The 17,214-nt window shown below is 21.5% G+C and carries 15 protein-coding genes and 1 pseudogene; all 16 read left to right on the top strand.

What is annotated here, in order from left to right:
- Positions 1-205 precede the first annotated feature (205 nt).
- The 16 genes and pseudogenes from AAGD61_RS02815 to AAGD61_RS02890 all read left to right on the top strand — a co-directional run bounded on the left by AAGD61_RS02815 (position 206) and on the right by AAGD61_RS02890 (position 17,004).
- Complete coding sequence (locus AAGD61_RS02815; RefSeq protein WP_341764930.1) at positions 206-517, top strand: hypothetical protein; 312 nt, start codon at positions 206-208, stop codon at positions 515-517.
- A gap of 124 nt (positions 518-641) precedes the next feature.
- Positions 642-1,163, top strand: coding sequence for an ATP-dependent protease subunit HslV (hslV, locus tag AAGD61_RS02820; RefSeq protein WP_341764931.1), 522 nt, complete (start codon positions 642-644; stop codon positions 1,161-1,163).
- Positions 1,164-1,184: 21 nt separating this feature from the next.
- Complete coding sequence (hslU, locus tag AAGD61_RS02825; protein WP_341764932.1) at positions 1,185-2,522, top strand: HslU--HslV peptidase ATPase subunit; 1,338 nt, start codon at positions 1,185-1,187, stop codon at positions 2,520-2,522.
- Positions 2,523-2,604: 82 nt separating this feature from the next.
- A complete protein-coding gene (locus AAGD61_RS02830) occupies positions 2,605-3,510 on the top strand; it encodes a 1,4-dihydroxy-2-naphthoate polyprenyltransferase (protein WP_341764933.1) in 906 nt (301 codons plus the stop codon).
- Between the two features lie 489 nt (positions 3,511-3,999).
- A complete protein-coding gene (locus AAGD61_RS02835) occupies positions 4,000-4,746 on the top strand; it encodes an FAD-binding oxidoreductase (RefSeq protein ID WP_341764934.1) in 747 nt (248 codons plus the stop codon).
- A 359-nt stretch (positions 4,747-5,105) separates the two neighbouring features.
- Positions 5,106-5,684, top strand: coding sequence for a D-sedoheptulose 7-phosphate isomerase (gene lpcA, locus AAGD61_RS02840; RefSeq protein WP_341764935.1), 579 nt, complete (start codon positions 5,106-5,108; stop codon positions 5,682-5,684).
- A 432-nt stretch (positions 5,685-6,116) separates the two neighbouring features.
- On the top strand, positions 6,117-7,463 hold the full coding sequence (locus AAGD61_RS02845) for a Na(+)-translocating NADH-quinone reductase subunit A (protein WP_341764936.1): 1,347 nt from the start codon (positions 6,117-6,119) through the stop codon (positions 7,461-7,463).
- Between the two features lie 5 nt (positions 7,464-7,468).
- Positions 7,469-8,719: an NADH:ubiquinone reductase (Na(+)-transporting) subunit B gene (locus AAGD61_RS02850; protein WP_341764937.1), complete on the top strand. Its 1,251-nt coding sequence runs from the start codon at positions 7,469-7,471 to the stop codon at positions 8,717-8,719.
- Entirely contained in the window at positions 8,700-9,485 is a 786-nt protein-coding gene (locus AAGD61_RS02855) for a Na(+)-translocating NADH-quinone reductase subunit C (RefSeq protein ID WP_341764938.1), read from the top strand. Before AAGD61_RS02850 ends, AAGD61_RS02855 begins: the two co-directional genes overlap by 20 nt.
- Positions 9,478-10,095, top strand: a complete 618-nt coding sequence (locus AAGD61_RS02860; protein WP_341764939.1) for an NADH:ubiquinone reductase (Na(+)-transporting) subunit D — start codon at positions 9,478-9,480, stop codon at positions 10,093-10,095. Before AAGD61_RS02855 ends, AAGD61_RS02860 begins: the two co-directional genes overlap by 8 nt.
- A gap of 11 nt (positions 10,096-10,106) precedes the next feature.
- Positions 10,107-10,703, top strand: a complete 597-nt coding sequence (gene nqrE / locus AAGD61_RS02865; RefSeq protein ID WP_341764940.1) for an NADH:ubiquinone reductase (Na(+)-transporting) subunit E — start codon at positions 10,107-10,109, stop codon at positions 10,701-10,703.
- Between the two features lie 12 nt (positions 10,704-10,715).
- A complete protein-coding gene (gene nqrF / locus AAGD61_RS02870; RefSeq protein ID WP_341764941.1) occupies positions 10,716-11,939 on the top strand; it encodes an NADH:ubiquinone reductase (Na(+)-transporting) subunit F in 1,224 nt (407 codons plus the stop codon).
- A gap of 29 nt (positions 11,940-11,968) precedes the next feature.
- Entirely contained in the window at positions 11,969-12,979 is a 1,011-nt protein-coding gene (locus tag AAGD61_RS02875) for an FAD:protein FMN transferase (protein WP_341764942.1), read from the top strand.
- A gap of 514 nt (positions 12,980-13,493) precedes the next feature.
- A pseudogene (proB, locus tag AAGD61_RS02880) lies at positions 13,494-14,264 on the top strand (glutamate 5-kinase); the annotation flags it as partial.
- Positions 14,265-14,583: 319 nt separating this feature from the next.
- Positions 14,584-15,837: a glutamate-5-semialdehyde dehydrogenase gene (locus AAGD61_RS02885; RefSeq protein ID WP_341764943.1), complete on the top strand. Its 1,254-nt coding sequence runs from the start codon at positions 14,584-14,586 to the stop codon at positions 15,835-15,837.
- A 759-nt stretch (positions 15,838-16,596) separates the two neighbouring features.
- The gene (locus AAGD61_RS02890; protein WP_341765306.1) at positions 16,597-17,004 is read left to right on the top strand and encodes a nicotinamide-nucleotide amidohydrolase family protein; all 408 of its coding nucleotides are present in this window, start codon (positions 16,597-16,599) and stop codon (positions 17,002-17,004) included.
- The last annotated feature ends 210 nt before the right edge of the window (positions 17,005-17,214 follow it).

A 17,214-nucleotide genomic window follows, 5' to 3' on the forward strand; every position in this document is an offset into this window, starting at 1 on the left:
TAATAAATATATAATTAATTTTATTCTTTTTATTTAATTAACTATAAAAATAAATAATATTTTTTAAAACACTTAAATATCATTTTTTACAAAATTTTTTTTAATTTTATTTATTAAAACATCAATAACATAAAAAATAAACAACATTATAAAAAAATAAACATATTAATAAACATAATAATATCTATTATTAAAAACACATATTGTGATAAAAAAAGACTATATACATCTAAAACATTTATTAAATAATAAAAAAAAAAATAAAATAATACAAATATTTACAATTATTAAATTAATAATTGTAAATATTATTTTAATAATATTTACAATAACTGTACTATATAATACACATCACAAAAAAAAAATATTACAATTAACAAAAAATATAAAAAACAAAAATTCTTTAAATGAATTACCACCAAAACCAAAAATACAATGGCATTATATAAAAGAACTTGAAGAATATGATATTAATCTAACAACAAATAAAAAAATAAATAACAACATAAAAAAATAAAATTTTTAACTAAAAAATTATTTTTAATTAATAATAATTAAAATATTAAACTATTTAATAAAAACAACAAAAATAATTTTTAAAAAATATTTTTGATATTATACTTATATAAAGAGGTTAATTAATGACAACAATAATAAGTATTCGTCGTAATGGCCAAGTCGTAATAGGTGGTGATGGACAGGCAACAATAGGGAATACTATTATGAAAAGCAACGCTCGAAAAATTCGTCGTTTATATAATAATAAAGTTATTGCAGGATTTGCTGGTAGTACAGCAGATGCATTTACACTTTTCGAGCTTTTTGAACGTAAGCTTGATTTACATCAAGGACATTTAACAAAAGCAGCTGTTGAATTAACTAAAGATTGGCGTACTGATCGTGTACTGCGAAAACTAGAAGCATTACTAGCTGTTGCTGATAAACAAACATCATTAATTATTACAGGAAATGGCGATGTAGTTCAACCAGAAAATGATTTAATTGCAATAGGATCAGGTGGTCAATATGCACTAGCAGCTGCTCGTGCTTTGTTAGAAAATACAGATTTAAACGCAATAGAAATAGCTAAAAAAGCACTTTTTATAGCTGGTAGTATCTGTATTTACACAAACCACAATGTTAACTTTGAAGAAATATCTTAAAAAATAATAAGGATTGTCAGTATGCATGAAATGACTCCACGAGAAATTGTTAATGAATTAAATAATCATATTATTGGACAAAATAAAGCTAAACGTTCTGTAGCAATAGCTTTAAGAAACAGATGGAGACGTATGCAACTAAACGAAACACTACGACATGAAGTTACACCTAAAAATATTTTAATGATTGGACCAACTGGGGTTGGTAAAAGTGAAATTGCTCGTCGTCTTGCAAAACTTGCTAATGCTCCGTTTATAAAAGTTGAAGCAACAAAATTTACAGAAGTAGGATATGTTGGTAAAGAGGTTGATTCTATCATTCGAGATTTAACAGATGTTGCTGTAAAAATGGTTAAATTAGAATCTATAGAAAGAAATCGACAACGGGCAGAAGAATTAGCAGAAGAACGTATTTTAGATATTTTAATTCCACCAGCAAAAAAAAATTGGATGCAAACAGAACAAATAGATGAACAATCACCAACTAGACAAACATTTCGTAAAAAATTACGAGAAGGAAAATTAGACAATAAAGAAATAGAAATTGAAGTTTCCGCAATTTTTCCAATGGGAATCGAAATTATGGCTCCTCCAGGCATGGAAGAAATGACTAATCAATTACAATCTATGTTTCAAAATCTTGCTGGTCAAAAACAAAAAGTTAGAAAAATGAAAATAAAAGAAGCTTTCAAAATAGTAGTTGAAGAAGAAATCACAAAATTAGTAAACCTTGAAGAATTAAAAGAAAAAGCAATTGAATCAGTCGAACAAAATGGAATAGTTTTTATTGACGAATTTGATAAAATTTGTAGAAGAGGAACAAATTCGTCAGGACCAGATGTATCTCGAGAAGGAGTTCAACGCGATCTTTTACCTTTAATAGAAGGATGCACTGTTTCAACTAAACATGGTATGATAAAAACTGATTACATTTTATTTATTGCATCCGGTGCATTTCAAATTTCAAGTCCATCAGACTTAATTCCAGAATTACAAGGTAGACTTCCAATTCGTGTTGAATTACAAGCTCTCACAACTGAAGATTTTGTTCGAATTTTAACTGAACCAAATGCATCTTTAACAGAACAATATAAAGCTTTAATGGCAACAGAAGGTGTATTAATTGAATTTACTAATGATGGTATTCAAAAAATAGCTGAATCTGCATGGCAAGTAAATGAATCTACAGAAAATATTGGAGCACGTAGATTGCATACTATATTAGAAAGATTAATGGAAGATGTTTCTTTTAAAGCTAGCGATTATAATGGACAAACAATTAAAATTAATGAAGAATATGTAAAAAAACACTTAGTTGAACTAATTACAGAAGAAGATTTAAGTAAATTTATATTATAAAATTTTTTCTTTAAAATTTAAAAAAATAAAATATCTATATATATTTAAATTTTTTATTAATTTTCAATTAACAAAAAAAACAATGACTAATTATCAAAAAGCTTGGATTGAAAGTTTTAGAATTAAAACTTTATCTTTAGGATTCTCTTCAATACTAATTGGATCTATTTTAGCCCAATTCAAAAATAATTTTCACTGAAAAATATTTTTTTTATTATTAATTACTATTTTTTTATTACAAATTTTATCTAATCTTGCAAATGATTATGGTGATAATATTAAAGGTTGTGATGCTTTTAAACGAATTGGAAATTTACGCGGAATGCAAAAAGGTTTAATTAATAAATCAAAAATGAAAAAAGCACTTAAATTAAACATTTTTATAATTTGCATATCTGGACTTATTTTAATTTTTGTATCTTGTAAAAATTTAAAAGATATTATCATTTTTTCTATAATTGGTATAGCATCAATAATTTCTGCTATAACATATACAATTGGCAAAAAACCTTATGGATATATCGGATTAGGAGATATTTTTGTATTATTTTTTTTTGGATGGATAAGCGTTATAAGTACTTATTATTTGCAATCGAATACATTCGATACTATAACATTACTTCCATCAACAGCTTGCGGATTTTTATCAGTTGCAGTATTAAATATAAATAATATGCGTGATATAAAAAATGATATAAAAAGCAAAAAAAAAACTTTAGTTGTACGTATTGGTATAAAATATGCAAAAATATATCATGCAATTATTATAATTATTGCTATCTTATGTTTTATTTGTTTTAATTTACTGTATATAAACAACATTAAAAGTTGGTTATTTTTATTAGGTATACCAATGCTAATAAATAATATATTGTATGTTTTTAAAAGCTCTACAGCAAAATCAATGAATTTACTATTAGAACATATGATAAACTCTTCATTAATAATTAATATATTATTTTGTATAGGAATAATATTTAGCAAATAATTATAAATAACATATTAAAAATAAAAAATTATAATTTAAAATTATATAATAAATACTTTACTTTTTATAAAACTTAGTATTTTATAATTAATAATTATTATAAAATATTAAAAAAAAATAAAAAAATACGAAAAAAATAAAAATAAATTATAAAAAAACAATATTATAAAAAATATAATTTTTAAAATTATAAACAATAAAAAACTAAATTATAATTATACTAATATATTAAAATTAATATTTTAAAATATTAAAAAAAATAATTTTAATAGTAATTAAAATTATAAAAAAATATAATTTAATTATTATTTTATTTTAAATAAAATTTAAAAAATATTAAAAATAAATTTTACTTTATATTTTAATATATTTATATTATTAACATATAAATATATAATTATAATTATTTAACATGAATTTATAAAATTAACATAAAATCTAAAAATAAATAAAGATTAAAACATTTACAATTTTATTAAAGGTTATTTTATGTCTAAATGGATTACTGGCGAAGTTTTAGAAAAAAAAATTTGGACTGATTCATTATTTAGTCTTATAATAAAAGCTAAAATAAAACCATTCATTGCTGGTCAATATACAAAATTGGCTTTAAATATTAACAATGAACGAATTCAACGTGCATATTCTTACGTAAATGCACCAAATAATAATAAATTAGAATTTTATCTTATTAATGTTCCAAATGGAAAATTAAGTTCTAATTTAGCAAAATTAAAACCTGGAAATATTTTACAAATTAGCGAAAAATCCTCAGGAATATTTATTTTAAAAGAAATTCCAAAATTTAAAAATTTATGGATGATATCTACTGGTACTGCAATTGGACCATATTTATCTATCTTACAAGATGGAAGTAATTTAGAAAAATTTACAAATATTATACTTATTCATGCTGTAAGATACAAAAAAGACCTCACTTTTTTATCTTTAATGAAAAAACTTAAAAATAATTTTAATGGAAAATTACGTACAATTACTATTGTTAGTCGCGAAAAATGTACAAATTCTCTATATGGAAGAATACCAGAATTAATTAAAAATAAAGAATTAACAAAAGCTTCTCTATTACAATTTTCTTCAAAAACATGTCATGTTATGTTATGTGGCAACCCAGGAATGATAAAAGATACTCGTGAATTACTTGAAAATAACTATGGAATGAAAAAACATATACAAAATAGACCAGGTAATATATCTAATGAACAATACTGGTAATAGATAAATTTAATAAAAAATATATTTTATATATAATGAAATATATTTAATATACAATTAGATTTTAAAACTTAAAATAAAATGATCAATATATAAATTATTTTTTTATAAAACAAATTTAATATAAAAATACAAATATTATTTTTATACTTTACAGCTATAAGGTTTATATAAAAACAAAATAATTAAAAATATAATTTTTCTCGAATATTTACGATTATTTTTATATAAAAATTATTATAAAACTACTAATTAAATTATGACTAATTTTTTAAATTTAGTTTATTTTTGCATGTATATGAAATTTTTATAAAAAACTATAATATTTTATATTTTAATAAAGGTTTGTATGCATAAAAATGTATCAAAATTTAATAAAAAATGAATTAATAGAAGCTACAAATATATTAGTTAATTTTACAAAAAATAAAAAAAACATTGAATTAATTCAGAGCGCATCATTATTAATTGCCAATGCTTTAAAAAAAAGAAAAAAAATTTTATCTTGTGGTAATGGAGGATCGCATTGTGACGCAATGCATTTTGCTGAAGAATTAACAGGAAAATATCGCAAAAAACGAAAAGCTTATCCTGCAATTGCAATATCAGATGCAAGTTATTTATCTTGTGTAAGTAATGATTTTGGATATCAATATGTTTTTTCTCGTTTTATTGAAGCTATTGGAAGCAATGATGATGTATTACTAGTAATATCATCATCTGGAAAATCGAAAAACATTATTAATGCAATAAGGACTGCACATAAAAAAAATATGAAAATTATTTTATTAACAGGAAAAAACAATAACAAAATACCAGATTTTATAGATATTAAAATTAATGTACAACATCTTGGATATGCAGATCGTATTCAAGAAATTCATATTAAAATAATACATATCTTAATTTATTTAATTGAAAAAGAAATGACAAAATAAAATAATATTATTTAAATAAAATATATACAAATCTAATTTTAGAATACAATAATTTTATTTTAAAATTTATATTTTTTATATAAAATAAATTACTATTTTAATAAATACTTTTAATAAAAATAAATTACATATAATTAATTAATATCGTTATTTTTATAAAAAAATAAAATATAAATATTTTTTTACTTAAAAAAGTAAAAAAAATATTTTTAATAATTACATCAACTAATTAAGTATACATAATAAATCATAATTTTAATTATAAATTATTATATAATTATATTTTTAAAAAATAAAAATAACAATTATAAAATAATCTTTTAAATATTTATAATTTATATAATTATTTATAAAATAATTTATTTTTATAAGTAATAATTACATATTATTAAATTAATATATATTTCAATAAAACAACTAGAGTATATTTTTATGATTAAAATTAAAAAAGGACTAAATATTCCAATAAAAGGAGAACCAATACAAATAATAGAAGAAAATAAAACAACTAAACACATAGGATTATTAGGCGAAGAATACATAGGAATGCATCCTTTTATATTCATAAAAGAAGGTGATAATGTAATAAAAGGACAAATCCTTTTTGAAGATAAAAAAAATAAAGGAATTTTTTTTACAAGCCCAGCTTGCGGTAAAATTATAAAAATAAATCGAGGAAAATATCGTATTCTAGAATCAATAGTAATAGAAATAAATGGTAATAAACAAAAAATTTTTAATGTTTATAAACGAGATCAACTTATTTCATTAACAAAAAATCAAGTATCCAAAAATCTTATTAAATCAGGATTGTGGGTTTCTTTTAAAACACGTCCATTTAATCGTTCTCCAAAATTAAATTCATCACCAATTGCTATTTTCGTTACAGCTATTGATACTAATCCTCTCGCAGCTGATCCTATAATTATTATAAAAAAAAATCAACAATCATTCAATGATGGACTTATAATCTTAAGTCGTTTAACAAAAGGTAAAATACATGTTTGTTATAATGCAGATAATTTATTAAAAATAAACATTAATAATAAAATTATTTATACTAAATTTATAGGACCACACCCTGCAGGACTAACTGGAACTCATATACATTTTCTTGAACCTGTAAGTATTAAAAAAAAAGTATGGAGTATCAACTACCAAGATGTAATTGCAATTGGAAAATTATTCACTACAGGTTTTCTTTATACTGATCGTATAATTTCACTTGCTGGGCCACAAGTTAAAAAACCACGTTTAATAAAAACTAATCTTGGAGCTGATTTATATGAATTAACTCAAGGAGAACTAAAAACTGGAGAAAATAGAATTATTTCTGGTTCTATTCTTTATGGAACAATTTGCGATAAAACACATAATTATCTTGGTAGATTTCATAATCAAATATCTGTTATAGAAGAAGAACGTAATAAAAAATTATTCGGTTGGGTTATACCTGAAAAGAATAAATTTAATTTTACACACACAACATTATTAAAGTTCTTTTTTAAAAAAAAATATTTTAATTTTACAACAGCAATGAACGGAAGTGTACGTCCGATAATGCCAATAGGTAATTATGAACGAATTATGCCTCTTAATATAATGATAACCAATCTACTTCGTGAACTTATTATTATGAACACAGATACTTCACAACAACTAGGATGTCTTGAATTAGATGAAGAAGATTTAGGACTTTGTACATATGTTTGTTTATCCAAAATAGATTATGGTATTTTACTTCATAATGTTTTAACTAAAATTGAAACAGAAGGATAAAATAAATGAATATAAAAAATTTTTTAAAAAAATACGAACATCACTTTAAAGATAAAGGTAAATTTGAAAAATATTATCCATTATACGAAGCTATTTCAAGTATTTTTTATACTTCTGGATATGTAACTAAAAGTAAATCTCATATACGTGATACAACAGATATAAAACGTATAATGTTTTTAGTATATATATCTATTTTTCCTGCTATGTTTTGGGGTATATATAACATCGGGGATCAAATAATTTCAAATCTTAATCATTTATATAACAATATTGAATTAAATACTATTATAAAAAACAATTGGCATTATAACTTTACAAGATTTTTAGGTTTTTCTCTTTTAAATGATGCAAAATATGGAAGTAAAATAATACTTGGATCAATTTATTTTTTTTCTATTTATTCTGTTGTGTTTATTACTGGAGCTTTTTGGGAAATATTATTTGCAATAATTCGCAAACATGAAATAAATGAAGGATTTTTTGTTACTTCTATTTTATTTTCTTTAACTTTACCGCCAACAATACCATTATGGCAAGCAGCATTAGGAATTAGTTTTGGTACTGTAATAGCAAAAGAAATTTTTGGAGGTACAGGATATAATTTTCTAAATCCAGCATTAGCAGGACGAGCATTTTTATTTTTTAGTTACCCAGCTCAAATTTCAGGTGAACTTGTTTGGACAGCAATAGATGGGTTTTCTGGAGCAACACCTCTTTCTCAATGGGCCTTAGATGGAGGAAAAGCACTTATAAATACAATAACTGGAGAACCAATCACATGGATTCAAGCATTTATTGGTAAAATACCAGGTTCAATTGGAGAAGTGTCAACACTAATGATTTTTATAGGAGGTTTTTTCATTATTTTCTTACGAATAGCATCATGGAGAATAATCATAGGAATAATGATAGGAATGATTACATTATCTTATTTATTTAATTTTATTGGTTCAGATAAAAATAATCTTTTTTCTATGCCATGGTGGTGGCATATGGTTTTAGGTGGTTTTGCATTTGGAATGTTTTTTATGGCAACAGATCCAACGACAACTTCTTTTACTAACAAAGGGAAATTTGCATATGGTATTTTAATTGGAAGTATGTGTATAGTTATTAGAATTCTCAATCCAGTATATCCAGAAGGAATGATGTTAGCTATTCTTTTTGCCAACTTATTTGCTCCTATATTCGACTATATAGTTATTCAACTAAACATAAAAAAAAGGAAAAAACATGATGATCAAAAAAATTAATAATAATACATTAAAAACATTATTAATAGTTTTTCTTTTATGTTTAGTTTGCTCCATAATTGTTACAACTGTTTCAGTCAATTTAAAATCTAAACAAGAAGAACAAATAAAATTAGATGTTCAAAAAAATATTTTGAATGTTTCTGGATTATTAAAATATAAAATGACACAAAAAGAAATCAAAGAAATCTATAATAAATATATTGAAAAAAAATTTTTAAATTTTAAAACTAATAAATTATATACAATAAATAATTTTAATCTTAAAAAAGAACTTAATAGTGATAAAACAAGCATAAAATTATCTTCAAATGAAGATATAGCTAAAATACATCGAAGAGCAAATTTTTCTGAAATTTATTTAGTTAAAAATAATACAGGTGATATTTCACAAATTATTTTACCAATATATGGATCAGGACTATGGTCTATAATGTATGCTTTTATTTCTATAAATTCAGATGGGATAACATCTAATGGGATAACTTTTTATGAACATGGAGAAACTCCTGGATTAGGTGGGGAAGTAGACAATCAAAAATGGAAAAAACAATGGAAAGGTAAAAAATTATTCAATAATAATGGAAAAATAGCAATTAAAATAATACCCCATAATACATCTAACAACATTTATAATATAGATAGCCTTTCAGGTGCAACATTAACATCAAATGGAATTCAACATATACTTGATTTTTGGTTAGGTGATAAAGGATTTGGACCATTTTTAAAAAAAGTACAAAAAGGAGAATTTAAAAATGTTTAATTTTAAAAAAATAAAATTAGCAATTGTTGAATCTTTACTTAAAAATAATCCAATTACTATACAAATATTAGGAATATGTTCTGCATTAGCAGTTACAACTAAATTAAAAAGTGCATTAATAATGACTATTTCAGTTATTTTTGTAACATCTTTTTCTAATTTTTTTATTTCATTATTAAGAAAATATATTCCTAACAATGTAAGAATTATTATTCAAATGACAATTATTGCTTCTTTAGTAATTATTGTTGATCAAATTTTACGAGCATATGCATATGAATCATCAAAACAACTTTCTGTTTTTGTAAGTTTAATTATCACTAATTGTATCGTAATGGGAAGAGCTGAAAACTATGCAATGAAAAATTCACCAATTAAAAGCATTATAGATGGCATAAGTAATGGTATTGGTTATGGTATAACAATAATGTTCATTAGTTTTTTACGAGAATTATTTGGTTCTGGTAAAATTTTTGAAATTACTATATTTGAATTATCACAAAATGGTGGATGGTATTTACCAAACGGATTATGTTTATTAGCGCCAAGCGCATTTTTTATTATTGGTATTATTATTTGGTTAAAAAAAACTTTAAAACCAAATAATTAAGGATTAACAAAATGCAAAATTTAATAAATTTATTTATTAAAACAATTTTTATAGAAAATATGGCATTAACGTTTTTTTTAGGAATGTGTACTTTTATTGCTATATCAAAAAATATAAAAACTGCTTTTGGTCTTGGAGTAACAATAACAATTGTATTAGGAATTTCAGTTCCTATTAATAATATAATATATAATTTAATATTACGAGATAGTGCAATATATAAAAATATTGACTTATCTTTTTTAAATTTTATTGTTTTTATAGGAGTAATAGCTTCATTAGTTCAAATTTTTGAAATAATTTTAGATCGTTATTTTCCTATATTATATAATTCATTAGGTATATATTTACCTTTAATTACTGTTAATTGTGCAATCTTTGGTTGTGTATCATTAATGATACAACGCGATTATAATTTTAATGAATCTGTAGTATATGGATTTGGTTCAGGTATAGGATGGATGTTAGCAATAGTCCTTATGGCTTCTATTCAAGAAAAATTAAGATACTCAGATATCCCAAGCGGTTTAAAAGGATTAGGTATTACATTTATAACAACAGGTTTAATGGCATTAGGTTTTATGTCATTTTCAGGAATTCAGTTGTAAAAGGCAAAAAAAATGGAAATTATTTTTTTAGGTGTAATCATTTTTACTCTAATTATATTAATATTAACTAGTTTGATTTTATTTGTAAAATCTAAATTAATAAATACAGAAAATATTGAAATTGAAATAAATAATAATCCAGAAAAAAATTTTAAAACAACATCAGGTGATAAATTATTACACGCACTTTCAAATAACGGAATTTTTTTATCTTCAGCTTGCGGGGGGGCTGGAACATGTGGTCAATGTCGTATAAAAATAAAAAATAATTATAATATTCTACCAACTGAAATATCACATATAAACAAAATAGATGCAAAAAAAGGATATCGTTTAGCATGTCAAGTAAATATTAAACATGATTTAAAAATAGAATTACCAAAAGAAATATTATGTGCAGATAAATGGAAATGTGAGGTAATATCAAATAAAAATAAAACCGCTTTTATAAAAGAATTAAAATTAAAAATTCTCAAAAAAAAGAATTTTATTTTTAAAGCTGGCGGTTATATTCAAATTAAATGCACTCCACATGTAATTGAATATAAGAATTTTGATATTCCAAAAAAATTTCATGAAGAATGGAACAAATATAATTTATTTAATTATATCTCTAAAACGGAATCACCAAGTATACGCGCGTACTCAATGGCTAATTACCCAAAAGAATGCAATATTATTATGTTAAACGTACGTATTGCAATACCACCATCAAATAATAAAAACATTCCACCAGGAATTGTTTCTTCATATATTTGGTCATTAAAACCAGGTGATAAAATTACTGTTTATGGTCCATTTGGAGATTTTTTTGCAAAAAATACAAACGCAGAAATGATATTTATAGGTGGTGGGGCTGGAATGGCTCCTATGAGATCTCATATTTTTGATCAATTAAAACGTTTAAAAACAAAACGAAAAATTAGTTTTTGGTACGGAGCTCGATCTATTAAAGATATTTTTTATATAAAAGATTTCAATCAACTTGCTTCAAAATATAAAAATTTTACATGGCATATAGCATTATCTGATCCATCACCAGAAGATAACTGGTATGGATATACTGGATTTATTCATGATATTCTATATGAAAATTACTTAAAAAAACATAATTCACCAGAGGATTGTGAATTTTATATGTGTGGTCCTACTATAATGAATCAATCAATAATAAAAATGTTAAAAAAATTAGGAGTTGAAAATGAAAATATATTATTAGATAATTTTGGTAATTAAATATTTTAAAAAAATTAAAAACAACAAAAATGTTTATTTTAAATAATTATAAACAATTTACATTCTTCATAACATCTTTACTTTTAATATCATGTAACAATATTAAAGAACAAAACATAAATGGACAAACAATGGGTACATTTTATACGATAAAATATGTTTCCAATATACATGATATTAAAAATATCAAAGTAAATATTAATAAACGTTTAGAAGAAATAAATAGACAAATGTCAACTTACAATGATAATTCAGAAGTAAGTAAATTTAATAAATTTAAAAAAACTAATATTCCATTTCCTGTCTCTTTAGGAACAATAAAAGTAATCAAAAAAGCAATTGAAATCAATAAAATAACCAATGGATCTTTAGATATTACAATAGGACCATTAGTAAATTTATGAGGTTTTGGTCCTGAATTAAAACTAAAAAAAATACCAACTGATAAAGAAATAAAAAAACGACATAAATTGGTTGGTATTGAAAAATTATCTATAATTTCTAATAGTATTATCAAAACAATCCCTGAGTTAAACATTGATCTTTCATCAATAGCAAAAGGTTATGGAGTTGATGTAATAAAAGAATATTTAGAATCTATAGGTATAAATAACTATATGATAAATATAGGAGGAGAAATATCTACTAAAGGAAAAAATGGAAAGAAAATACCATGGCAAATTGCTATTGAAAAACCATATTTATATCAAACAATACAAAAAATTATAGAACCTGGTGAATTTTCTATGGCAACTTCTGGTGACTATCATAATTATTTTGAATATAATGGAATTCATTTTTCTCATATAATTTCTCCAAAAACAGGAAAACCAATTATACATAATTTAATTTCTGTTACTGTTTTATCAAAAAATTGCATGACTGCCGATGCTTTATCAACCGGACTAAATGTATTAGGGCAAAAAAAAGGTTTTGATTTAGCAAAAAAAATGAAAATTCCAATTTTTATGATAATTAAAACTAATAAAGGATTTAAAGAACTCTATACTAAAGAATTTAAAGTTTTTTTAAAAAAATAAATAAATTTAAAATATACTAAAAAACTTTATACTCATATATATTATTATATAAAATTGTAAAATTTTAAAATACTAAAACATAAAAAACTATGTTTTATATAGTAAAAATTACTTTTAATAATATATCATTATATATAACATTGATAAAATAATTAATTTAATTAAATATATAATTTTACAAATTATATATTAAAATATATTGTATATGTCATATATTATTTTTTCTTAAACAACATTTAATTCTTATAAAATATTTTTAAAAAAAATAAAAAATAGTAATATATTAAAATATACAAAAAAATATAAATCTATTTTTATTTAAAACAAAATTTTTAGTTATTCAAACTACATTAAAAATATTATATACAATATAAAAAACTAAAATAGTACATAATACATTATTAAATTATAAATATAAACATTTTTTTGTAATAACATTATTTTTTTACAATATATTTTTAATAAAATAAATTATTTTAAAAAATTTATTATTAATAATAATGGTAAAAATTTTATGAAAAAAAATAAAACATTAGTAGTAAAATTTGGTACAAGTTTACTAACAAACGGAACACAACATTTAAATAAAGCAAATATTATTGAATTAGTAAAACAATGTGTTAAAGAACACAAAAATGGCAATAAAATTATTATTGTAACATCAGGAGCAATTGCTGCTGGTCGTGAACATCTTAATTTTCCAAAACTACCAAATACAATTATATCTAATCAATTATTAGCATCGATTGGTCAAATAAAACTAATACAATTATGGAAAAATTTTTTTTCAATATATGGTATTAATATTGGACAAATATTATTAACACGAGATGACCTTGAAAATCACAAACGTTTTTTAAATGCAAAAAATACACTACATGCATTATTAGATAATGGAATTATTCCTGTAATTAACGAAAATGATGCAGTTGCAACCGATGAAATTAAAGTTGGTGATAATGACAATTTATCAGCATTTGTAGCAATTTTAGGAGACGCAGAAAATTTATTATTATTAACTGATATAAAAGGATTATATGATTCTGATCCACGTAATAATCCAAATGCAAAATTTATACCAGAAGTATATGATATAAACGATAAAATTAAAAATGTAGCTAGTAAAAGCGTAACTGGTTTAGGAAAAGGAGGAATGATTACTAAATTGCAAGCAGCTAATATTGCTGTAAAAGCAGGAATTGATGTAATAATTGCTAATGGTAAAAAACCAAATGTAATTAATTATGCAATAAAAAATATTAAAATAGGAACACATTTTTACGGAAAAATAAATTAATTTAAAATTATAAGCCCAATAGATTATTTTGTTATAACGAAAAAATATATATATTAATAAAATAAACTGATTTAAAATTTTAAAAAAGTGTTTATACAAAAAGATATAAAAAAATTAAAATACTTTACTATATATATAATTTATATACATAATATAAAATAAATAAATATTATATACAAATCAACCTTTATAATAATAAAATATTAAAAATCATTTTAAAAAATAATTTAAAAAATATTAATCAAATACTTAAGTATAAATATAACTTTATAGTTATTCATTAAAATGATATGATAGAGAGTTAATTATGTTAAATAACTTTGGTAAAACAGCAAAAATTATATCAAAACAATTATCTAAACTTAATACAAAACAAAAAAACCAAGCATTAAATGAAATAGCAATTTCATTAAAACAAAAAAAATCAATTATTTTAGAATCAAACAATAAAGATATAAAATTAGCAAAAAAAAACAATTTACACAAAACATTACAAGATCGTTTATCTTTAACAGAAAAAAAATTAGAATATACAATTAATAATATAACGAAAATTTGTGAATTGGAAGATCCTATTGGAAAAATAATTGATGGAAAACATCTTAATAATGGATTAAGATTATTGCGTTATAAAATACCAATTGGTGTAATTTGTGCTATATATGAATCACGTCCTAATGTTACAATTGATATTACATCTTTATGCTTAAAAACAGGTAATGCAATTATTTTGCGCGGGGGAAAAGAAGCACATTATAGTAATACTACTATAATTAACATCATTCAAGAAACTCTAAAAAATATTGGATTACCACAAAATTCTGTGCAATTAATTGATTGTTATAATCATAATTTAATTATTCAACTACTTAAATTAAATAAATATATAGATTTATTAATACCACGTGGTGGTGAAGCATTACATAAATTATGCCGTGAAGAATCAACAATTCCAATTATATCAGGAGGAATTGGGGTATGCCATATATTTGTTGATGAATTTGTAAACTTTAATGATGCAATAAATGTAATAATTAATTCTAAAGTACAAAACCCAAGTGCATGTAATTCATTAGAAACACTATTAATACATAAAAATATAGCACTTAATTTTTTACCATTACTTGCTAAAAAAATGATAAATGAGCAAGTTACATTACATATTAGCAAACGTTCTTTTTTTTATTTAAAAGAAAAATTCGATAATATTGTTGAATTAAAATTAGAAAATCTCACAAAAGAATGGTTATCTCTAGATCTTAATGTTGAAATTGTTGATGATATTAATGAAGCAATAAATCACATTAATTATTATGGTACTTCACATTCAGATGCAATTTTAACTGAATCAATACAACAAGCAAATTATTTTGTAAAAAACATTAATAGTGCAACCGTTTATGTGAATGCAAGCACTAGATTAACAGATGGCGAACAATTTGGATTTGGAAGTGAAATTGCAGTTAGTACACAAAAATTACATACCAGAGGACCTAGTGGATTAGATTCATTAACAACTTATAAATGGGTTGGTTATGGAGATTTTACAATTAGAAAATAACATGTTTTAAAATATATAAAACTATTAAAAAATATAATTTATATCTAAATTATATTTAAAATAAAATTATTTATTCAAATAAAATATTATTGTTTTAAAAATCAAAAAATTTAAAAACTTTAAATCAAAAAATATATGATTAAAATAATATAAAATAAAAAATAAATTTATCTATAATTTTAGATTAATTATAATATGTACATAATACATAATACATTATGTTTTTTAAATTTAAAACAAAAACATAAATATATTATAAATACTATTTAAAAAAAATAAAAAAATATAATAATTATTATTTTTAATTTAAAATTATTATTAATTAAAAAATTAATATTTTAATAAATCAATTTTAACTAAAATATAAATTATTATTAAAATAATAAACAAAATAATTTTATTTTATCATTGTTTAATATTAAATATAAAAATATATGTTTTTATAAAAAATATATTAAAAATAATAAAATTATATAATATAAAACAAAATTTAACTTAAAATCAAAAAAAACTATTTTTAATAATAACACCAAAATAATAAAATATTTTTATAAAAAACATATTTAAAAAAATAAAAAAACACTATATTAAAATAAATTATTATTAATATTACACAATACTCTATAATAAAAAAATCAATTAATAAAAAAATAACATGATAAAAGAAAAACAATTAGAATTATTAAGTTTTAATATTGGAAATATTCTAAAAACAAAAAAAAAACTATCACAATAGCAGAATCTTGTACAGGTGGTTGAATTACAAAATGTTTAACTAGTATAGATGGAAGTTCTAATTATTTTAAATATGGTTTTATCACATATAGTAATGAAGCTAAATATAAAATGATCAATGTAAATAAAATAATTTTAAAATATTTTGGAGCTGTTAATAAAAAAGTTGTATATGAAATGGTTAAAGGAGCCATTAAAAAATCATCTGCTGACTATGGAATATCTGTAAGTGGTATAGCTGGTCCTAATGGTGGAACTTTAAAAAAACCTATTGGTACAGTATGGTTTGCTTTTGCAGAAAAAAAAATAAATAATAAAATTTATATTAGTACAAAATATAAAATATTTCACGGAAATAGAAAAATCATACGTTTAAAATCAACAAATTATGCACTTCAAACTTTCTTACAAAAAATAAAAGATAAAAAATAATAATGTATTGTAAAATATAATATACTATTAATATTTTAAAATTTAATAAAAATAAAACATAAAAATATTATAAAATAATAATATAGTTCATAATACAATAACTAATTTATCTTAATTTTTATTAAAAATAAATTTATTAAAAATAATATTTTATTACAAACTATTACAAAATATAATTTTAAGTAAAATAACAAATAATTTTTAATGAAA

The sequence above is a fragment of the Candidatus Providencia siddallii genome (genome assembly GCF_964026685.1).
GTDB classification, from domain to species: domain Bacteria; phylum Pseudomonadota; class Gammaproteobacteria; order Enterobacterales; family Enterobacteriaceae; genus Providencia_A; species Providencia_A siddallii_A.